The 19146-nt window shown below is 64.8% G+C and carries 20 protein-coding genes; 8 read left to right on the plus strand and 12 right to left on the minus strand.

Going from position 1 to position 19146, the window contains the following annotated elements; genetic code table 11:
- Positions 1-450 carry a DUF4399 domain-containing protein gene (locus AX729_RS02590; protein WP_061020343.1) on the plus strand — a complete coding sequence of 150 codons (450 nt, stop codon included), beginning with the start codon at positions 1-3 and terminating at the stop codon, positions 448-450.
- Here AX729_RS02590 and AX729_RS02595 read toward each other — a convergent pair whose 3' ends face one another.
- From AX729_RS02595 to pqqA, 10 genes are all read right to left on the minus strand, one after another.
- Entirely contained in the window at positions 451-1506 is a 1056-nt protein-coding gene (locus AX729_RS02595; protein WP_061020344.1) for a 2-oxoacid:ferredoxin oxidoreductase subunit beta, read from the minus strand.
- Positions 1507-1657: 151 nt separating this feature from the next.
- Complete coding sequence (locus AX729_RS02600; protein WP_061020345.1) at positions 1658-3505, minus strand: 2-oxoacid:acceptor oxidoreductase subunit alpha; 1848 nt, start codon at positions 3503-3505, stop codon at positions 1658-1660.
- Positions 3475-5274: an FAD-dependent oxidoreductase gene (locus AX729_RS02605; protein WP_061020346.1), complete on the minus strand. Its 1800-nt coding sequence runs from the start codon at positions 5272-5274 to the stop codon at positions 3475-3477. The genes AX729_RS02600 and AX729_RS02605 overlap by 31 nt, the downstream gene beginning before the upstream one ends.
- A gap of 241 nt (positions 5275-5515) precedes the next feature.
- Positions 5516-6193 carry a DUF4286 family protein gene (locus tag AX729_RS02610; RefSeq protein WP_061020347.1) on the minus strand — a complete coding sequence of 226 codons (678 nt, stop codon included), beginning with the start codon at positions 6191-6193 and terminating at the stop codon, positions 5516-5518.
- 16 nt (positions 6194-6209) lie between these two features.
- Positions 6210-7196, minus strand: a complete 987-nt coding sequence (gene pip / locus AX729_RS02615; protein ID WP_061020348.1) for a prolyl aminopeptidase — start codon at positions 7194-7196, stop codon at positions 6210-6212.
- Complete coding sequence (gene pqqE / locus AX729_RS02620) at positions 7186-8382, minus strand: pyrroloquinoline quinone biosynthesis protein PqqE (RefSeq protein ID WP_061020349.1); 1197 nt, start codon at positions 8380-8382, stop codon at positions 7186-7188. Before pqqE ends, pip begins: the two co-directional genes overlap by 11 nt.
- Positions 8379-8690: a pyrroloquinoline quinone biosynthesis peptide chaperone PqqD gene (gene pqqD / locus AX729_RS02625; RefSeq protein WP_061020350.1), complete on the minus strand. Its 312-nt coding sequence runs from the start codon at positions 8688-8690 to the stop codon at positions 8379-8381. The genes pqqE and pqqD overlap by 4 nt, the downstream gene beginning before the upstream one ends.
- 11 nt (positions 8691-8701) lie before the next feature.
- Positions 8702-9457 carry a pyrroloquinoline-quinone synthase PqqC gene (gene pqqC, locus AX729_RS02630; protein ID WP_197433518.1) on the minus strand — a complete coding sequence of 252 codons (756 nt, stop codon included), beginning with the start codon at positions 9455-9457 and terminating at the stop codon, positions 8702-8704.
- A 20-nt stretch (positions 9458-9477) separates the two neighbouring features.
- A complete protein-coding gene (pqqB, locus tag AX729_RS02635) occupies positions 9478-10407 on the minus strand; it encodes a pyrroloquinoline quinone biosynthesis protein PqqB (RefSeq protein ID WP_061020352.1) in 930 nt (309 codons plus the stop codon).
- 124 nt (positions 10408-10531) lie between these two features.
- Positions 10532-10612: a pyrroloquinoline quinone precursor peptide PqqA gene (gene pqqA, locus AX729_RS02640; protein ID WP_007595659.1), complete on the minus strand. Its 81-nt coding sequence runs from the start codon at positions 10610-10612 to the stop codon at positions 10532-10534.
- Positions 10613-10860: 248 nt separating this feature from the next.
- Here pqqA and AX729_RS02645 point away from each other — a divergent pair, with 248 nt between their 5' ends.
- From AX729_RS02645 to AX729_RS02670, 6 genes are all read left to right on the plus strand, one after another.
- Positions 10861-11118 carry a DUF6894 family protein gene (locus tag AX729_RS02645; RefSeq protein WP_028177529.1) on the plus strand — a complete coding sequence of 86 codons (258 nt, stop codon included), beginning with the start codon at positions 10861-10863 and terminating at the stop codon, positions 11116-11118.
- Between the two features lie 206 nt (positions 11119-11324).
- Positions 11325-12725 (plus strand): amidase family protein, encoded by a 1401-nt coding sequence (locus tag AX729_RS02650; protein WP_061020353.1) that lies wholly within the window; start codon positions 11325-11327, stop codon positions 12723-12725.
- Between the two features lie 2 nt (positions 12726-12727).
- Positions 12728-13204 carry a glutathione peroxidase gene (locus AX729_RS02655; RefSeq protein WP_061020354.1) on the plus strand — a complete coding sequence of 159 codons (477 nt, stop codon included), beginning with the start codon at positions 12728-12730 and terminating at the stop codon, positions 13202-13204.
- Positions 13205-13215: 11 nt separating this feature from the next.
- Entirely contained in the window at positions 13216-13458 is a 243-nt protein-coding gene (locus AX729_RS02660; RefSeq protein ID WP_061020363.1) for a DUF3297 family protein, read from the plus strand.
- 133 nt (positions 13459-13591) lie between these two features.
- A complete protein-coding gene (gene tarD, locus AX729_RS02665; RefSeq protein WP_061020355.1) occupies positions 13592-14761 on the plus strand; it encodes a D(-)-tartrate dehydratase in 1170 nt (389 codons plus the stop codon).
- Between the two features lie 178 nt (positions 14762-14939).
- Positions 14940-15227, plus strand: a complete 288-nt coding sequence (locus AX729_RS02670; protein WP_061020356.1) for a GIY-YIG nuclease family protein — start codon at positions 14940-14942, stop codon at positions 15225-15227.
- Positions 15228-15382: 155 nt separating this feature from the next.
- Here AX729_RS02670 and AX729_RS02675 read toward each other — a convergent pair whose 3' ends face one another.
- Together AX729_RS02675 and AX729_RS02680 are read right to left on the minus strand one after the other, a co-directional pair.
- Positions 15383-16735 carry a malonyl-CoA decarboxylase gene (locus AX729_RS02675; RefSeq protein ID WP_061020357.1) on the minus strand — a complete coding sequence of 451 codons (1353 nt, stop codon included), beginning with the start codon at positions 16733-16735 and terminating at the stop codon, positions 15383-15385.
- Positions 16736-16958: 223 nt separating this feature from the next.
- Complete coding sequence (locus tag AX729_RS02680) at positions 16959-17849, minus strand: AraC family transcriptional regulator (protein WP_061020358.1); 891 nt, start codon at positions 17847-17849, stop codon at positions 16959-16961.
- A gap of 50 nt (positions 17850-17899) precedes the next feature.
- On the opposite strand from AX729_RS02680, the gene AX729_RS02685 reads away from it, so the two are divergent.
- Positions 17900-19072, plus strand: coding sequence for an MFS transporter (locus AX729_RS02685; protein ID WP_061020359.1), 1173 nt, complete (start codon positions 17900-17902; stop codon positions 19070-19072).
- The last annotated feature ends 74 nt before the right edge of the window (positions 19073-19146 follow it).

A 19146-nucleotide genomic window follows, 5' to 3' on the forward strand; every position in this document is an offset into this window, starting at 1 on the left:
ATGAAGACCATTGCCTGTGTCGCGCTGGCGGCCGCGATTGCACTGCTCCCGGGCGCGGCCTCCGCGCAAGGCAAGACTGCGCCCAAGGACGCGAAGCTCTATTTCATCACGCCGTATGACGGTCAGAAAGTTCGCGGTGGATTCTGGGTCCGCTTCGGCTTGCGCAACATGGGCGTGACGCATGCCGGCGACGACTACCAGAACGCCGGTCACCATCATCTGCTGATCGACGTCAAGGATCCCATCGATCCCAAGGAGCCGATCCTGCAGGACAAGTCGCACCTGCATTTCGGGGCTGGTCAGACTGAAACCTTCCTCGAGCTTCCGCCGGGGACGCACACGCTTCAGCTGGTGCTCGGCGACGCGAAGCACTATCCGTTCGAACCACCCGTCGTGTCGGAGAAGATCACGATACGCGTCAGGCCGGCGGTATCGGCACGGAGCCGGTGATCACCGCAGGCTGGCGTTGATCTTGTCCAGCACCGCCGAGCCCGGGCACAGCGAGTCCGCCTCCAGGCTGTTGAGCGGCGTCTCGACCGTGTTGAGATGTTCGTGCAGGTCTTCCGCGTCGGGCTCGACATAGAGCAGGCCGGTGACGATCTGGCCCTTGGCGGCGTGCTTTTGCAGGAAGGTCATGGCTCCCAGCCGGTCATGCGGATCGTAGTCGGCGTCGATCTTGCGCAGCGCGATCTTGCTGCCGTCATGCTGCTCGACCACCTGCACCGTGCCGGGCGCATAGTCCACCGCGATCGGATCGCGGCCGACCAGCACGTCGAGCCGGTTCACGGCGTCATTGTGCTCGCGGACATAATCGAAGCTCTTGGTCGAGCCAGCGTGATTGTTGAAGGCGATGCAGGGGCTGATGACGTCGATGAAGGAGGCGCCCTTGTGGCGGATCGCGGCCGCGATCAGCGGCACCAGCTGGGTCTTGTCGCCGGAGAATGAGCGCGCGACGAAGGTGGCGCCGAGCTGCAGCGCGATCGCGACGAGGTCGATGGCGTTGTCGGTGTTGGTCACGCCCTTCTTGCTCTTCGAGCCGCGGTCGGCGGTCGCCGAGAACTGGCCCTTGGTCAGGCCGTAGACGCCATTGTTCTCGACGATGTAGGTCATGTTGACGCCGCGCCGGATCGAATGCGCGAACTGGCCGAAACCGATCGAGGCGGAATCGCCGTCGCCGGAGACGCCGAGATAGATCAGGTCGCGGTTGGCGAGGTTGGCGCCCGTGAGCACGCTCGGCATACGGCCGTGCACGGAGTTGAAGCCGTGCGAATTGCCGAGGAAATAGTCCGGCGTCTTGGACGAGCAGCCGATGCCGGAGATCTTCGCCACCCGATGCGGCTCAATCGAGAGCTCGTAGCAGGCCTCGATGATCGAGGCCGTGATCGAATCGTGGCCACAACCGGCACACAGCGTCGAGATCTTGCCCTCGTAGTCGCGATGCGTGTAGCCGAGCTCGTTCTTCTTGAGGCCCGGATGATGGAATTTCGGTTTTGCAATGTAGGTCATGACGTTCTCTCTCTAGCCTCGTCCGCCGCGTGGCAGGGTCGCACCTGGACTCCGTCATTGCGAGCGTAGCGAAGCAATCCAGACCGTATCCGCGGAAAGACGCTGGATTGCTTCGCTGCGCTCGCAATGACGATGTCGATGCGCTCTGCCATCATGACACGGCCTTGCGGAGCGGGGTCACCTTGAGCTGATCCTGGTGGTCGCCAATGGCTTTCGCGATGAAGCGGGCGGTGATCGGTGTGCCGTCGTAGTGCACGATCGGCACGAGGCGGACCGGATCGATGCCGTTCTCGTTGACGATGAGCTGGCGCAGCTGGCTGTCGCGGTTCTGCTCGACCACGTAGACGAAATCGTGCTCGGCGAGGAAGCTCGCGACGCTTGAGTGGAACGGGAAGGCGCGGATGCGCAGGCGGTCGAGCTGATGCCCGCGCGCCTCGAGCAGTCCGATCGCCTCGTCCATCGCCGGCGAAGTCGAGCCGAAGTAGATCACGCCATATTTGGTCGGCCGTTCCGCATTGGCTTGCAGCGGCCGCGGCACGAGGTCCTGCGCGGTCTCGAACTTGCGCACCAGGCGCTGCATGTTGTCGGCATAGACCGAGCCTTCCTCCGAGTAGCGCGCATAGCGATCGCGCGAGGTGCCGCGGGTGAAGTAGGAGCCCTTGGTCGGATGCGTGCCGGGATAGGTGCGGTAGGGAATGCCGTCGCCGTCGACGTCCAGATAACGGCCGAAGTCGCGGCCCTCCTCCAGCATCTCCGCGGTCATGATCTTGCCGCGGTCATACTGCTTGGCGTCGTCCCATTTCAGCGGACGGCAAAGCCGGTGGTTCATGCCGATGTCGAGGTCGAGCATCAGGAAGATCGTGGTCTGGAGTCGCTCGGCGAGGTCGAACGCTGCGGCGGCGAACTCGAAGGCTTCGGCCGGATCCTCCGGGAACAGCAGCACATGCTTGGTGTCGCCATGCGAGGCATAGGCGCAGGCGATGATGTCGCATTGCTGGGTGCGGGTCGGCATGCCCGTGGAGGGGCCAGCGCGCTGGATGTTCATGATCACGGCAGGGATCTCGGCGAAATAGGACAGGCCGATGAACTCCGTCATCAGCGAGATGCCAGGGCCTGATGTCGCGGTGAAGGCACGGGCGCCGTTCCAGGACGCGCCGATGACGATGCCGATCGAGGCCAGCTCGTCCTCGCCCTGCACGATCGCGTACTTTGCCTTGCCCGTCTCCGGGTCGTGCCGGTACTTTTTGCAGTGGGCGGTGAAGGCCTCCGCCACCGACGAGGACGGCGTGATCGGGTACCACGCGCATACGGTGGCGCCGCCATAGACGGCGCCGAGCGCGGCGGCGCTGTTGCCTTCTATGAAGATGCGGTCGCCAACCTTGTCGGACTTCTTCACCCTGAGCCCGATCGGGCATTTCAGGTTTTGCAGCGCCCAGTCGCGGCCGAGATGCAGCGCGTGGACGTTGGAGGAGAGCAGCTTCTCCTTGCCCTTGTACTGCTCGCCGATCAGCTGCTCGATCAGCCTCGGGTCCATGTCGAGCAGCGCACTGAGCGCGCCGAGATAGATGATGTTCTTGAACAGCTGGCGCTGGCGCGGATCGGTATAGGTCGAATTGGTGATGGCGGTCAGCGGCACGCCGATCACCGTGATGTCGTCGCGGAATTTGGTCGACGGCATCGGCTTGGTGGAATCGTAGAACAGATAGCCGCCGGGCTCGATGCCGGCGACGTCCTTGTCCCAGGTTTGCGGGTTCATCGCCACCATCATGTCGACGCCGCCGCGGGCGCCGAGATGGCCGGCTTCCGTCACCCGCACCTCGTACCAGGTCGGCAGGCCCTGGATGTTGGAGGGGAAGATGTTGCGCGGAGACACCGGAACGCCATGGCGCAGGATCGCGCGCGCGAACATCTCGTTGGCGCTGGCCGAGCCCGAGCCGTTGACGTTGGCGAAACGGACGACGAAGTCGTTTACGCTGCTGATCGGCTTTTTGTCGGACATGTCGAACCTGCGTGGGTCATTTCGATGAAATATTTCTGCATGTCCCAGGCACCGGTGGGACAACGCTCGGCGCACAGCCCGCAATGCAGGCAGACGTCCTCGTCCTTGACCATGACGCGCCCGGTCTTGAGATCGGAGGAGACGTAGAGGTCCTGGTCGGGATGCAGTGAGGGCGCCTTCAGGCGCTGGCGCAGGTCGCTTTCCTCGCCATTGGCCGTGAAGGTGATGCAATCCATCGGGCAGATGTCGACGCAGGCATCGCACTCGATGCAGAGCGAGGTCGAGAACACCGTTTGCACGTCGCAGTTCAGGCAGCGCTCGGCTTCGCCCAACGCCAGCTTGACGTCGTAGCCGAGCTCGACCTCGGCGCGGATGTCCTTCAGCGCGACGACCTTGTCGCGATGCGGTACCTTGTAGCGCTTGTCGAGCGAGATGTCGTTGTCATAGCTCCATTCGTGGATGCCCATCTTCTGGGACGAGACCTGCACGTCGGGCAGGGGGCGCTCGCTGATGTCTTCGCCCGAGAGCATCTTGTGGATCGACAGCGCGGCGTCGTGGCCTTGCGCGACCGCCCAGATGATGTTTTTCGGGCCGAACGCGGCGTCGCCGCCGAAAAACACCTTCGGGTTGGTCGAGACGAAGGTGTTCGGATCGACCTTGGGCATGTGCCATTTGTCGAACTCGATGCCGCAATCCTGCTCGATCCAGGGGAAGGCGTTCTCCTGGCCGACGGCGACCAGCACGTCGTCGCATGCGATGGTCTGGTCCGGCTCGCCTGATGGCACGAGGTTGCGGCGGCCCTTGGCGTCGTATTCGGCCTTCACCTTCTGGAAGGTGATGCCGGTGAGCTTGCCGCCCTCATGCACGAAGGCGACCGGAACCATGAAATTGAGGATCGGGATGTCCTCGTGGATCGCGTCCTCCTTTTCCCAGGGTGAGGCCTTCATCTCCTCGAAGCCGGAGCGCACGACGACCTTGACGTCTTCGCCGCCGAGCCGGCGCGCGGTGCGGCAGCAATCCATCGCGGTGTTGCCGCCGCCGAGCACGATGACGCGCTTGCCGATCTTGTCGGTGTGGCCGAACGAGACCGAGGCCAGCCATTCGATGCCGATGTGGATGTTGGCCGCTGCTTCCTTGCGGCCGGGAATGTCGAGCTCGCGGCCGCGCGGCGCGCCGGAGCCGACGAAGATCGCATCGTATCTCTCCGCAAGCAGCGCCTTCATGCTGTCGATGCGGTGCCCGCCCCTAAAGTCGACGCCGAGACCCAGGATGTAGCCGGTCTCCTCGTCGATCACCGAATTGGGCAGGCGGAATTTCGGGATCTGCGTGCGCATCATGCCGCCCGCTTCCGGATCGGCATCGAACACCGTGCAGTGATAGCCGAGCGGCGCGAGATCGCGCGCCACCGTCAGCGAGGCCGGACCGCCGCCGACCAGCGCGACGCGCTTGCCGTTCTTCGCTACGGGGCGCGGCAGGCGCTGCCTGATGTCGTCCTTAAAGTCCGCGGCGACCCGCTTGAGGCGGCAGATCGCCACCGGATTCTCCTCGACGCGTCCGCGCCGGCACGCCGGCTCGCAGGGGCGATCGCAGGTGCGTCCCAGGATTCCGGGAAACACGTTCGATTTCCAGTTGATCATATAGGCGTCGCTGTAGCGGCCTTGTGCGATCAGTCGGATATATTCGGGAACCGGGGTGTGCGCAGGACAGGCCCATTGGCAATCGACCACTTTGTGAAAGTAGTCGGGGGCCGCGATATCGGTCGGTTTCATTCCTACCCTGTCCGCGCAGGCTGAAAGACCCCGCGGCCTTTTTTGTTGAGCGTGGCGGACGCTTAGCGCGTCTCGATCTGGTTTCTGAATGACGTCATTGGGTTAGCTTATTAGAACCGTTCCGAAGTACAACGGCAAATTTGCGCGCTTTCCTTCTTTCATGGGAGCTACGCGTGCACAGCATTAACGACGCGCGCGGATAGATGCGGCAGTGCAGCATGTTGCGGTGCGCATGAGCGCGTCAGCCGCGCGCGATGTCGCTCTTCGCAAGGTCCCACATCAGGTTGTAGGTGCCGACCGAGATCGGAAGCGGGAAGGGCGCAGCAGCCGGTCCGGTAAAGCGCTCGGCGATCACGGCCGAGACTGCGCCGACATGCGTGCCGTCGATCAGAACGAACCAGTCGCGTGCGCCCTCGTTGCGCACGGCCGGAATGCCCGCCGTCGCGCCCGACAATTCCGCTTCGCTTTCGAGCAGATGCATCGAGATGATGCCGTCGCACTCTTCGGGCCTGAGCTTGTCTTGCAGTGCATCACGCCACGGTGCCGCATTGTCCGGCGTCGGCCGCAGCCGCACCATCCCGAGCGCAGCGCCACGGCCGGTGCCGTTGCTGACGGTGATCCGCGCAACGACGCGGAGCATGTCCTTGAAGCGCGCCATGGTCCGGCGCGACCAGTCGGTCTGATTGGCGAGCCGCGCCCGATAGGCAGGGCTGTCGAGCACGTCGAGCGTCGCGGTCGAGTACAGCGAGAGATATCTGGGATTGGCGGCATGCGCGACATAGCGCCGCGCTTCCAGGAATCCGTCGATCGCGACGCGCTCTTCCAGATGCTCGCGATCGTACCAGCGGTTGAAATCGGCCTCATCGGATGCGTCGATATTCATCGACGTCAGCAGCATGCCTTTCCCGGCGAGCGGCATTTTCTTGTTGTCCTTGCTATCGCGCGACCCTGGACGCGAGATCCGCGATCGACTTCATGACCGCGTCCCTCACGCCGGCATCATAGAGCGAATGCCCGGCGCCTTCCACGATGCGAAGCTCGGAACCCGGCCATGCTTTCGTGAGTGCCTGCGATGTCTCGGGCGGGCACAACAGGTCGTAGCGGCCCTGCACGATGATGCCGGGAATGCCGGAGAGCCGCCCCGCGTTCCGCAGCAGCTGGTTCTCGGTCATGAAGGAGTTGTTGACGAAATAATGCGCCTCCATGAACGGCGTCGCCGGCAGCGTGCGCCAGACGTTCAGCGAGGCCAGATCCAGCCGCGTCCTCGCCGGCTTGTGCTCGGACAAGGCGCGTTCGGTGTCGTGCCAGGCCCGCGCCGCGGAGCCGTGCACGGCCGGATCGGCGTCGAGGATGCGGCGCCAATAGGCCTCTATCGGCCGGTCTCGCTCCTCGGGCGGCAGCACGCTCAGAAAATCCTCGTACAGCGCGGGATAGAATTGCGACAGGCGCGCGGTGAACGCTGTCTCGACCTCGGCCCGCGTGCCGAGGAACGTCGCGCGCAGCGCGATGCCGCTGACGCGCTCCGGATGCGCCTCGGCATAAGCCAGCGCGAGCGTCGCACCCCAGGAGCCGCCGACGACCATCCAGCGTGTGATGCCGAACTTCTCGCGGATCTTTTCCATGTCCGCGACGAGATGCGCCGTCGTGTTGTGCGCGCGCGATCCCTTGGGACGGCTGCGGCCGCAGCCGCGCTGGTCGAACAGCACGGCATGAAAACGATCGGGGTCGAACAGCCGGCGATGGTCGGGCTGGCAGCCGGAGCCCGGCCCGCCATGCAGATAGACCGCAGGGATGCCATCGGCGCGGCCGACGCTCTCGACATGGAGCTCATGGCCGTCGCCGACGTCGAGCATGTCGGAGGTCAGCGGCGCAAAGGGATCGGCACGTCCAACGGAAGCGGCCGCGTCGGCGTCAGGCATCATTCCCGGATTCCAGAGTGCCGCCGGCGAAGTTGCGATAGAGGAAGCGGCTGGTCTCGCCCTCCGCCTCGCGCTCGGCCTGCTTGAAGATGGTCTCGTGCAGCGGCGACAGCGCGCAGGCCGGATCGGTGTTGGCGGCATCGCCCGTCAGCGCGAAGGCTTGGCAGCGGCAGCCGCCGAAATCGATCTCGCGGAACTCGCAGGACTTGCACGGCTCCTTCATCCAGCCGGTGCCGCGATAGCGGTTGAAGGCCTCCGAGTTCTGCCAGATCCAGGCGATCGAATGGTTGGAGCGCACGGATTCGAAGTCGAGCCCGGTGATGCTCTCGGCGGCGTGGCAGGGCAGCACCCTGCCGGCGGGCGAGATGTTGAAGAACTGCCGGCCCCATCCGCCCATGCATTTCTTCGGCCGCAACGCATAATAATCGGGAACGACGTAGTCGATCGTCAGCCGGCCCTTGAGCCGCTCGCGCGCCTCCTCGACGATGCGGGTGCACTCGTCGAGCTGCGCCACGGTCGGCATCAAGGCGGCGCGGTTCTTCAGCGCCCAGCCGTAATATTGCACGTTGGCGACCTCGAGCCGGTCGGCGTCGAGATCGAGCGACATCTGGATGATCTCGGGCAGCTGGTGCAGGTTCTGCCGGTGCATCACCGCGTTCACGGTGAGGGGCAGATCGAGCTCGCGCGTCCATTTGGCCACTTCGAGCTTCTTGCGGTGGCCACCCTTGTAGCCGGCAACGCGATCGGCGAGGCCTTCCTCGATGCCCTGGAAAGAAATCTGCACATGGCAGAGCCCGGCATCTGCGAGATCGCTGAGCTTCTCGCGGGTCAGCAGCACGGCCGAGGTGATCAGATTTGTATAGAGGCCGGCGTCGCTGGCATGCTTGACCAGCTCGACCAGATCTTTCCGCGCGGTCGGCTCGCCGCCGGAGAAATGGACCTGGAGCACGCCGATCTCGGCAAGCTCGCTCAGGACCCTCTTCCACTCTTCCGTGGTCAGCTCCTTGCCGGAGCGGTCGAGCTCGACCGGGTTGGAGCAATAGGGGCATTGCAGCGGGCAGCGATGGGTGATCTCGAGCAGCACCGCGAGCGGAATGCCAAACGTCTCCGCCGTCGAGCGCTGCTTCTCCAGCACCGCGAGGCTGTCGCTGGTGTCGGGCGGGATGGGATTGCCGAGCACATCGCTCATGACGTCTTCTCCCGGGCCTCCGTGAGGAAGCCCTTGTCGGCGAGGTCCTGCAGCATGGCGATGACGTCGGCGAGGATCGCCTCGCGCGGCGCTGCGTATTTCGCAGCCAACTGATCGGCGACGTCGCCGACATTGCGCTCGCCGTCGCAGAGCTGCAAGACCTCGACTGCAATCTCGTCCGGCGCCAGCACTCGTTCCGGCGCCAGGATCACCCAGACCTGTCGCGTCTCGTCATATCTGAGCTTGGCGTGCCGCGGCAGCACGGGGCGGCTTGCCTCGCTGACGCTGATGTTCCGCGGCCCGGCCATCGTTCGTGTCCCTAACTCGCCTTGGGCACGAACGCGCCCGGCGGAATGTGCCCCTCCACATAGGCGTGCTGGAGGGCATCGAGCTGAACCCACAGCACGTTGGTCTTGAAGATCAGGGCGTTGCACACCTGGGCGCGCTGCTCCGGCGTCGTGGCATGCGTCTTGACATAGTCGAGCGCGAAATTGGCGTCACGCGGCGCCTGCGTCAGGCGGCGCTTGAAATAGCTCATGATGTCGGGATTGACGAAATCGTAATGCTCCAGCATGCCGGCGATGCGCTCTTCGTGCAGGTTCGGCGCGAACAGCTCGGTGAGCGAGGAGGCGATCGCCTCCAGCGGGCTCTTCTCGCGGCAGTAGTGGACATAGGCCTCCACCGCGAAGCGCGTCGCCGGCAGGATGCCCTCGGTGGATTCCACGTAAGCCGTATCGAGCCCGAGGCCTTCGGTCAGCTTGAGCCAGCGCTCGATGCCGCCTTCGCTGCCGACATCGCCGTCATGGTCCTCGATGCGGTGGCGCCATTCCAGCCGGGTGGCGCGGTCGCGAAAGCGCGAGATCACCACCGCGTCCTTGATCGGGATGGTGCTCTGGTAATAGTAGCGGTTGAGCGCCCAGGCCTGCACCTGGCCCTTGTTGAGCTTGCCGCCGTGCAGCAGCCTATGGAACGGATGCAGGCTGTGATAGCGCGTCGCGCCGATATGGCGCAGCGTCGCCTCCAGCTCTTCCGCCGAGTTGAGCCTGATGTCCTTGCCGATCGAGAGCGCGGTCATTCCAGTCAGTGATGCGGCGTTCACAGCACGATCTCCGTTCCGTCGGCGGGTATCTGCCACCCCGCCTGCTCGGCGGCTTTGCGCTCGGGCGAGCCGGGCAGCAGCGCCGGATTCGAGTTATTGATATGCAGAAACAGCTTCCTGTCGATACTGAGGTCGGCCAGCCGCGCGATGGCGCCGTCATCGCCGGACATTGCGACATGGCCCATGCTCTTGCCGGTCTTGTGGCCGAGGCCGGCCCTGATCATCTCGTCGTCGCGCCATACCGTGCCGTCGAAGAACACCAGCGCGGCGCCGTCGATCTCGGCCTTGAGCGCGTCGGTCACCTCGGCGCAGGCGGCGATGAAATAGAAGCACTTGCCCGTGGCCTTGTCGGTGATCTTCAGGCCCAGCGTGTCGCCATCGCCGCTCTCGCCGCCCGGATGCGCCTTGCCTTCGAGATACCAGGCCGACTTGCCCGGCACCGCGAAGGGCAGCACCTCCAGGCCGGATCGCGCGCCATCCGGCAGGCGGGGCTCGAACGGCTCGCGGAGAGTGATCGGCTGGCGCCGCACGTTCTTCTCGTTCAGCACGTTGAAGATGCTGTTGCTGGCGAGGATCGCCAGCACTTTCTCGTGCGCATACACCGTGAAGGGCGAGCCCTCGCGCATCGACAGCAGGCCCGCCACCGCATCGACTTCGCTGTTGGTCAGGATCACGCCCGCAACCGGCGTGTGACGCAGCGCGCCCGTCTTGGGGTGCAGCTGCGGCGTGGCGTTCAATTGCTGGCGAAGGTCGGGGGAGGCGTTGATCAGGAACCAGTGCTCGCCGTCGCCGCTGAAGGCGACCGAGGCTTGTGTCCGTTGAAGCTCGTGGCCGCCGCTACGGGCCGCTCGGCAGCCCTCGCAACCGCAATTCCATTGCGGAACTCCGCCGCCGGCCCCGGCGCCCAGGACGACGACGCGAAGCATGATCCGTCTCCTGGAGGGAACGCTGCGAGGTGGACCTCAGGCCGACACGGTTGCCGACAAGAATTTTGTCTTCCGGAAACAGAGCGTGACCGAAAGATCCACCTGCGCTGAATGCAGACGCCGCTTACTTGCGGGTGGCGCTCACATACATGTTGATTTCCATGCCGCAGGGCACTTCGACGATCTTCGGGGCTTTCCAGGCCATTTGGCTCTCCATTTTTCGCGAAATTGGACGTGTCCGCCCATGGCGTTAAAGTAATGCGGGCGCAGAAGTTCGCCAGTGAAATTTTCCCGAGAACGGCTATGTTGCATCGCGAAAATGATGCTTGGCCATCATATCTGGTGGGCTGCCTTGCGGATGGCGCATTCGGTCGCGAACCCTGTCCTGTTAAAGCAGTTGTGAGTGCAGTGCAGCTTTCAATCCGGTTCAGGCGACCCAAACTGGAACTCGTGATGCCCAGATATTTCTTCAACACCCGCATCGGTGACGAGCTGATCGTGGACCCCGACGGCGAGGACCTGCGCAACCCCGATCGCGCATGGGAGGTCGCCCGCCAGATGATCCTGGAGGTGGTGAAGTCCGAGGGCGCACAGCCGGCGCTGCTCGAGGCCGTCATCGAGGTGACCGACGACGATGGGGAGATCGTGCTTGAATTCCCCTTCACCGAGGCGCTGCTGGACATCCCCGACCAGTCCGCGACAAGGCATTAAAACCTGCGCGCTCCCCGTCATTGCGAGCGTAGCGAAGCAATCCGGACTGCCTCCATGGAGGGGGCCTGGGTTGCTTCGTCGCAAGGCCTGCTCGCAATGACGGAGAATTTGGCGTCGTCCCGCGCCATCGCCCTTCACCTCCGCGAAATCCGCATGGCTTTGCCGCGTTCCCGGCGCTAAAAGACGCCGGTCATACGGAGCAAGCCATGCAAGATCTCTGGCGCCTGTCGGCCGCCGACCTCGCTACCCTCGTCAAATCCAAAAAGGTGTCCGCCAGGGAGGCCGCGCAGGCCGGCCTTGCTCGCCTGGATGCCGTCAATCCCCAGCTCAACGCGGTGATCGACCACCGGCCGGACGATGTGCTCAAGCAGGCCGCCGCCGTCGATGCCGCCATCGCCCGGGGCGAGGACCCCGGCGTGCTCGCCGGCGTGCCCGTGACCATCAAGGCCAATGTCGACCAGGAAGGCTTTGCCACCACCAATGGCCTGAAGCTCCAGCGCGACGTGATCGCGCGCGAAGACAATCCCGTCGTCGCCAATTTCCGCAAAGCCGGCGCCGTCCTGCTCGGCCGCACCAATTGCCCGGCTTTCTCCTACCGCTGGTTCACCACCAACCTCATTCATGGTGACACCAAGAACCCCCGCGACGCCTCGCTGACGCCCGGCGGCTCCTCCGGCGGCGCCGGCTCGGCGGTCGCGGCCGGCATCGGCCACATCGCCCACGGCACCGACATTGCCGGCTCGATCCGCTATCCCGCCTATGCCTGCGGCGTGCACGGCCTGCGCCCGACGCTCGGCCGCATCCCCGCCTTCAATCCGGCGCTGCCGGAGCGCCCGATCGGGCCGCAGATCATGGCGGTGTCGGGTCCGCTGGCGCGCACCGTCAACGACATCAGGATTTCGCTCGAAGCGATGTCGGCCCGCGACGTCCGCGATCCCTGGTTCGTGCCGGTGCCGCTGCAAGGCCCCGCACGGGACAAGCGCGCCGCGCTCTGCCTCAACCCGGGTGGCCTTGCCACCACGCCGGAGGTGAAGGCGGCGGTGAGCGATGCCGGTAAGCGGCTGGAGCGCGCGGGCTGGACCGTCGACATCATCGACGACACGCCGCCGATGCGGGAGGCGGTCGAGTGGCAGATCAAGCTCTGGCTCGGCGATGGCTATGAGGCGCAGCTGGAGATGGCCGAGCGTGAGGGCGATCCCGGCGCGCTGGCCTGCCTGCGCGGCAACCGCGCCAGGGTCACGCCGATGGACCAGGCGAATTATGCCAAGGCGCTGACCCGAAGGGCCACGCTGACGCGTGAGTGGATGCTGTTCTTCGAGAAATATGCGGTGCTGCTGACGCCGGTCTCCGGCGAGCTGCCGTTCCCGGATCATCTCGACCGCAAGGACGACGAATCCTTCAAGCGGGTCTGGGAAGCGCAGCTGCCGCAGATCGCCATTCCCTTCATGGGCCTGCCGGGTCTCGTCGTCTCCACCGGTCTCGTCGGCAAGGCGCCGGTCGGCGTGCACATCGTCTCCGGCCGCTACCGCGAAGACCTCTGCCTGCTCGCGGGCGAAGCGATCGAGGCCGGCGGCGTGCCGCCGTCGCCGATCGATCCCGTGGGCTAGCGATGACGGCCATTTACGACTTCAAGGCCAACTCGCTTGCCGGCGAGGAGGTGCCGATGAGGCGTTTCGAGGGGCAGGTGCTGCTGATCGTCAACACCGCGAGCAAATGCGGCTTCACGCCGCAATATCGCGGCCTCGAGGATCTCCACCGCGATCTCTCCCCGCGCGGCTTTTCGGTGCTCGGCTTTCCCTGCAACCAGTTCGGCGCGCAGGAGCCGGGGCAGGCGCGCGAGATCCAGGAGTTCTGCTCGACCCATTACGACGTCACCTTTCCCCTGTTCGCGAAGATCGACGTCAACGGGCCGAAGGCGCATCCGTTGTACGAGTACCTGAAACGCCAGCAATCCGGCCTTCTCGGTGCCGCCATCAAATGGAATTTCACCAAATTCCTGGTGGACCGTGCCGGCAAGGTGGTTGCGCGCTACGCGCCGACCGCACGGCCCGAAGGATTGCGGCAGCAAATCGAAACACTGTTGTGAGCGAGACAATCATGAGCGACGAATTTCCCGACCGTCTGTCGGTCGATCCGAACAGCCCCTATTACAACGCGGACATCCTGGCGCGCGACGTCGGCATCCGCTTCAAGGGCATCGAGAAGACCAATGTCGAGGAATACTGCATCAGCGAAGGCTGGGTCCGCGTCGCCGCCGGCAACGCCAAGGACCGCCACGGCAACCCGCTGACTATCAAGGTGCATGGGCCGGTCGAGCCGTATTTCAGGGATAAGGAATAGTTTTCTGAGCCCGCGCCGCGCTCTCTCCACGTCATTGCGAGCGAAGCGAAGCAATCCAGAATCTCACCGTTGAGGCAGTCTGGATTGCTTCGTCGCTTCGCTCCTCGCAATGACGAAAGTGAAAGGCCACCCCATGTCCGTCCGCATCGTCGACGTCCGCGAGATCACCAAGCCGATCTCGTCCCCGATCCGCAATGCCTATATCGACTTCACCAGGATGACGACGAGCCTCGTTGCCGTCGTCACCGACGTCGTGCGCGACGGCAGGCGCGTCGTCGGCTATGGCTTCAACTCGAACGGCCGCTACGGGCAGGGCGGCCTGATCCGCGAACGCTTCGCCCCGCGCATCCTCGAAGCCGATCCGAAGTCGCTGCTCAATGCGAGTGGCGACAATCTCGACCCCGACAAGGTCTGGGCCGCGATGATGACCAACGAGAAGCCGGGCGGCCATGGCGAGCGCTCGGTCGCGGTCGGCACCATCGACATGGCGGTGTGGGACGCGGTGGCGAAGATCGCGGGCAAGCCGCTGTTTCGTCTGCTCGCCGAACGTCACGGCGTGACCGCCAATCCACGCGTGTTCGTCTACGCCGCCGGCGGCTATTACTATCCCGGCAAGGGCCTGTCGATGCTGCGCGGCGAGATGCGCGGCTATCTCGACCGCGGCTACAACGTCGTGAAGATGAAGATCGGCGGTGCCGATATCGGCGAGGACCGCAAGCGCATCGAGGCCGTGCTGGAAGAGATCGGCAAGGACGCGCAGCTCGCCGTCGACGCCAACGGCCGCTTCAACCTGGAGACCGGCATCGCCTACGCCAAGATGCTGCGCGACTATCCGCTGTTCTGGTACGAGGAGGCCGGCGATCCCCTCGACTACGCGCTGCAGGCCGCGCTGGCCGAATTCTATCCCGGCCCGATGGCGACGGGCGAAAACCTGTTCAGCCATCAGGACGCCCGCAATCTGATCCGCTACGGCGGCATGCGCCCGGACCGCGACTGGCTGCAATTCGACTGCGCGCTGTCCTACGGCCTGTGCGAATACCAGCGCACGCTGGAGGTGCTGAAGACCCACGGCTGGTCCCCCAGCCGCTGCATCCCGCATGGCGGCCACCAGATGTCGCTCAACATCGCCGCCGGCCTCGGTCTCGGCGGTAACGAAAGCTATCCCGATCTGTTCCAGCCCTATGGCGGCTTCCCGGACGGCGTCCGCGTCGAGAACGGCCACATCACCATGCCGGAACTGTCAGGCATCGGCTTCGAAGGCAAGTCCGATCTCTACAAGGAAATGAAGGCGCTGGCGGAGTAGCGCCGGCTGTCGCCACACACTCCGTCATTGCGAGCGCAGCGAAGCAATCCAGAATCCTTCTGCGGAAGCAGTCTGGATTGCTTCGTCGCAAGGGCTCCTCGCAATGACGGTGGGGTGAGGCCTCGAAACTATCTCGCGGTTGTGATATGGTAGGCGCTCATTCCAATCGAGCGAAAGCATGAAACAGCCTTGCGTTTACATGTTCGCCAATCGTCGCAACGGGACGATATACGTCGGTGTCACCTCGAACCCGCCGCGCCGTGCGTTCGAACATCGTGAGGGTTTGGTAAAGGGTTTCTCGTCGAAGTACGGCTGCAAGCTCCTCGTCTGGTACGAGCTGCACGCGACCATGACTGACGCGATTGCGCGCGAGAAGCAGATCAAGGGCGGCAGTCGGGCGAAGAAGCTTGCGCTGATCGAGAGCATCAATCCGGACTGGACCGATTTGTACGACACGCTGATTTGAGCCTGGAAAGCGGTACTCAAGCGCAGGCGCCTGCCACATTCACCGTCATTGCGAGCGCAGCGAAGCAATCCAGAATCTTTCCGCCGAAGCGGTCTGGATTGCTTCGTCGCAAGGGCTCCTCGCAATGACGGTGGGGTGGCCGTCTGCCATTCCACCTACGACAACCGCATATCCAGCAACCGCCGTCCTTCGCCCTTCAGCAGCTTCTTCACCGCGCTCGAGGCAACCACCTCGCCGTCATTGGCGTAGGCCTCGTGGTTCTTCTCGATGTCGTCGAGGCGGTAGAGGTAGTTCACCATGATGCCGGCGGACTCGCGTACGCCCTTTGGCGAGAGGTCGCCGAGCCAGTTGATGCGCTCGAGCCTTGCGCCGTTGCCGAGATGGAAGCGGGCGACGGAGTCGATCAGGCGGCCCTTCGACGTACGCGCCCTGAGGAAATAGTGCGCGGCGAGCGGCTCCAGCACGCCGCGAAGCAGCGTCGCCGTCTCGGGGCTCTCGAACCATTTGGGATCGTCGAGACGCTTCAGCACCTCGCGGTCCTCGTCCGACAGCGGCAGGTCCTTGTCCTGCTTCACCCATGCCATGAAGCCGGGCACCGGGGACAGAGTGACGAAGGTATCGAGCTTCGGCAGTTCGCGGCGCAGCTCTTCCACGACCTGCTTGATCAGGAAGCTGCCGAACGAGATGCCGCCCAGGCCGCGCTGGGTGTTGGAGATCGAATAGAACACGGCGGTTCGCGCGCGCTCGATCGGAAGATGCTGGCGGTCGACCGCGAGCAAGGGTGCAATCGCGCCGGGGATGGTCTCGGTCAGCGCCACCTCGACGAATATCAGGGGCTCGTCGACCATCGCGGGATGGAAGAACGCGTAGCAGCGGCGGTCGACGGGATCGATGCGGCGGCGCAGATCGTCCCAGTCGGAGATCTCGTGCACGGCCTCGTAGCGGATGATCTTTTCGAGGATGTTGGCCGGGGTCGACCAGTCGATCCTGCGCAGCACGAGAAACCCCCTGTTGAACCACGAAGAGAGAAGATGGGAGACGTCGCGGTCGAGCGCGGCAAGATCGGTGTGTCCGTTCATCATGCCGAGCAGGTCGGCCCGCATGTTGACGAGATCGCCGGTGCCGCCCGGTGCGCGGTTGAGGCGGCGGATCAGCTCCTGCCGTCGCGGCTCGGAGGCGAAGTGCAGCGAGCTCGCGTCCTCGTCGCTGGGCTCGGCGCGCCATTGCTCGATCGCCTGCGCCAGGCGCTCCCGATCGGGGCCGAAGTCACGCACCAGGCCCTCGAAGAAGGCGCGGCGTCCTGCCGCGTCCAGCTCCCGGTAGATGTCGAGCACCTCGCGCGCCATCGCGGTGCCAGAGGCTTCGCCCCGGCCCGACAAGAGCGCATCGCAGAGTTCGAGCAGTCCATCGGCATCGCGTTTGGTATCGGCGGAGTCGCCGCGGCGAAGCAGCGTGCGGCCGCGCTCGGAGATGGTGGCGAGCAGGTCGGAGAAGAAGGCGTTGGCCATCTGGGCTTTCGTGTCAGGTTTGTGCGATGCGGAAGTTTACACAAGATTTGGGCGGAAGCCGATCACAATCAAGCGGCGGAATCCGGCAACTTTAGTCGGGCCGTGCGTCTGGTGAATGGCGGCATGCCGCACGGAACGTTGCTGTGGCGGAGGTTGCTTATTCCAAACGCGCCGTCATGCCCCGGCTTGACCGGGGCATCCAGTACGCCGCGGCTTCTCCGTCCTAGCTGAGCCGTCTCGGCGTACTGGGTCGCCCGGTCAAGCCGGGCGACGACACCGAGTGTGTGGCAAACTCCGTCGGCGTCCGCCCGGTCACCTGCCGGAACGCGGCCGAAAACGCCGGCACGCTGGCGTAGCCGAGCTGGGTGGCGAGTTGCTTCACCGACATGCTGGCATCCGTCGATATCAGCTGGATCGCGGAAGCGATCCGCGCGCGCTGGCACCAGCTCTTGAAGCTCAGCTGCGTCTCGCTCGAGAACAGCCGCGACAGCGTGCGCGCCGAGGTTCCGACCTCGCGCGCCAGCGTGTCGATGTCATGCAGGCCGGTAGGGTCGTCGAGCACGATCAACGCGGCGCGGCGGCAGCGCGGCTCGCGGGGCAGCGGCACGAAGGTCGCGGAATCCTCGGCCTGGTGCAATTCCAGCATCACCAGGCGCACCAGCAGCTCGGTGCGCTCCTCGGTATTGCGCGCGTCGAACAGCGCGAGGATCGCCTGATTGAGCAATGGCGACACCCGCACCACGAACTCCCTGGTCAGGCCGTCATAGCGCGGCTGCCGCCTCAGCCAGGGCAGGTCGAAATACAGCGTCCGCATCTCGATGTCGGCGAGCAGGTCGATGGCATGCTCGAGCCCGGCCGGGACCCAGACCGCGCGGTCCGGCGGCACCAGCCAGCGTCCCCCGGGCGTCGTCACCTGCATCGTGCCCTTGGCGGCATAGATCAGCTGCGCCTCGCGGTGCAGGTGCGGCTCGATCCGCATTCCCCTGGGATAATCGCGGGCGACCAGGTGCACGCCCGCGGGCGAGCGGTGATTGCTCCGGACCTCCCGCAGGATTGGCGTTTCCAAGATTGGCGTTTCCAAGATTGGCCTTTTCAAGACAGTCATTGGCAGCATCCCGTCATGGGCACGACATATAACTCATTTCGGAGCAGGAGAGGATTCGCATGAACAGCCCCAGCCGGGTGATCGGTTTCGTCAACGCAGGCCATTTCATCGACCATTATTCGATGCTGATCTTCGCCGCCGCCGTGATCATCATGGGCCCGGCGCTCGGCATGGCCTATTCGGAACTCTTGCCTTACGCGACGCCGGGCTTCGTCGCCTTCGGCGCGGGCTCGCTGCTCACCGGCTGGCTGGGGGACCGCTGGAGCCGCCGCCACATGATGCTGATCTTCTTCATCGGCATCGGCGCCTCCATGATTGCGGTCGGCCTGGTGCAGACCCCTGCGCAGCTCGGTGCCGCGCTGCTCGCGATCGGCATTTTCGCCTCGATCTACCATCCGGTCGGCACCGCGATGATCGTGTCCTATGCCGACCGGCTCGGCCGCGAGATGGGCATCAACGGCGTCTGGGGCAATCTCGGCGTCGCCTCCTCAGCCCTGGTCACCGGCGTGATAGGCCAGTATTTCGGCTGGCGCTTTGCCTTCATCGTCCCCGGCGTGGTCACGATCCTGATCGGCATCGCTTTTGCGTCGATGGTCGTGCACGAGGACCGCAAGGGCTCGAAACAGGCGGCGGCCCAGGCGCGCGTCGCCAGGCAGGACATGTGGCGCGTGATCCTGGCGCTGCTGATCGTCGTGATCGCGATCTCCACGACCTTCAACGCCGTCACCGTCGCGCTGCCGAAGCTGTTTGCCGAGCGGCTCGCGGACTTGACCAGCAGCCCGGCGCTGCTCGGCGTCATCGCCGCCTGCGTCTACGTGTTCGGCGCGATGACCCAGTACACGATCGGCCGGCTGCTCGACCGCTATTCGCTGAAGACGGTGGCGCTGCCGCTGTCCTTCATGCTGGCGCCGTTCCTGTATCTGGCCGCGAGCCTGAACAATCTGCCGCTAATCCTGGTGTCGATCGGCATTGTCATGGGCGCGTTCGGGCAGGTCACGGTCAACGATGCCATGGTCGGCAAGTACACCACCGAGGAATGGCGCTCGCGCGCCTATGCCGTGCGCTATTTCGTCGGCTTCACCGCGGCCGGCGCGTCGGTCGGGCTGGTCGCCTGGCTCTACGAGCAGGGCGGCTTCGTCACCATGCTGCACGCCTTCGCCGGCCTCTGCCTGCTCGCGATCGCCGCCGCGATCATCCTGCCGCGGGAGATCCGGACGCCGCAGGCGGTGTGAGGCCGTCACTCTCTCCACTCGTCATTGCGAGCGCAGCGAAGCAATCCAGAATCTTTCCGCGGAGGGACTCTGGA

Origin of the sequence: Bradyrhizobium sp. CCH5-F6, assembly GCF_001556045.1 — a bacterium.
Taxonomy (GTDB): domain Bacteria; phylum Pseudomonadota; class Alphaproteobacteria; order Rhizobiales; family Xanthobacteraceae; genus Bradyrhizobium.

Coding starts and splice junctions, on each gene's coding strand:
- AX729_RS02590 (WP_061020343.1), top strand. CDS start 1: ATGAAGACCATTGCCTGTGTCGCGCTGGCGGCCGCGATTGCACTGCTC.
- tarD (WP_061020355.1), top strand. CDS start 13,592: ATGTCCGTCCGCATCGTCGACGTCCGCGAGATCACCAAGCCGATCTCG.
- pqqE (WP_061020349.1), bottom strand. CDS start 8,382: ATGAGCGATGTGCTCGGCAATCCCATCCCGCCCGACACCAGCGACAGC.
- AX729_RS02605 (WP_061020346.1), bottom strand. CDS start 5,274: ATGAAACCGACCGATATCGCGGCCCCCGACTACTTTCACAAAGTGGTC.
- AX729_RS02680 (WP_061020358.1), bottom strand. CDS start 17,849: ATGCTGCCAATGACTGTCTTGAAAAGGCCAATCTTGGAAACGCCAATC.
- pqqC (WP_197433518.1), bottom strand. CDS start 9,457: ATGACCGCGCTCTCGATCGGCAAGGACATCAGGCTCAACTCGGCGGAA.
- AX729_RS02600 (WP_061020345.1), bottom strand. CDS start 3,505: ATGTCCGACAAAAAGCCGATCAGCAGCGTAAACGACTTCGTCGTCCGT.
- AX729_RS02670 (WP_061020356.1), top strand. CDS start 14,940: ATGAAACAGCCTTGCGTTTACATGTTCGCCAATCGTCGCAACGGGACG.
- AX729_RS02650 (WP_061020353.1), top strand. CDS start 11,325: ATGCAAGATCTCTGGCGCCTGTCGGCCGCCGACCTCGCTACCCTCGTC.
- pqqA (WP_007595659.1), bottom strand. CDS start 10,612: ATGGCCTGGAAAGCCCCGAAGATCGTCGAAGTGCCCTGCGGCATGGAA.
- AX729_RS02685 (WP_061020359.1), top strand. CDS start 17,900: ATGAACAGCCCCAGCCGGGTGATCGGTTTCGTCAACGCAGGCCATTTC.
- AX729_RS02675 (WP_061020357.1), bottom strand. CDS start 16,735: ATGGCCAACGCCTTCTTCTCCGACCTGCTCGCCACCATCTCCGAGCGC.
- pqqD (WP_061020350.1), bottom strand. CDS start 8,690: ATGGCCGGGCCGCGGAACATCAGCGTCAGCGAGGCAAGCCGCCCCGTG.
- AX729_RS02660 (WP_061020363.1), top strand. CDS start 13,216: ATGAGCGACGAATTTCCCGACCGTCTGTCGGTCGATCCGAACAGCCCC.
- AX729_RS02655 (WP_061020354.1), top strand. CDS start 12,728: ATGACGGCCATTTACGACTTCAAGGCCAACTCGCTTGCCGGCGAGGAG.
- AX729_RS02610 (WP_061020347.1), bottom strand. CDS start 6,193: ATGCCGCTCGCCGGGAAAGGCATGCTGCTGACGTCGATGAATATCGAC.
- AX729_RS02645 (WP_028177529.1), top strand. CDS start 10,861: ATGCCCAGATATTTCTTCAACACCCGCATCGGTGACGAGCTGATCGTG.
- pqqB (WP_061020352.1), bottom strand. CDS start 10,407: ATGCTTCGCGTCGTCGTCCTGGGCGCCGGGGCCGGCGGCGGAGTTCCG.
- AX729_RS02595 (WP_061020344.1), bottom strand. CDS start 1,506: ATGACCTACATTGCAAAACCGAAATTCCATCATCCGGGCCTCAAGAAG.
- pip (WP_061020348.1), bottom strand. CDS start 7,196: ATGATGCCTGACGCCGACGCGGCCGCTTCCGTTGGACGTGCCGATCCC.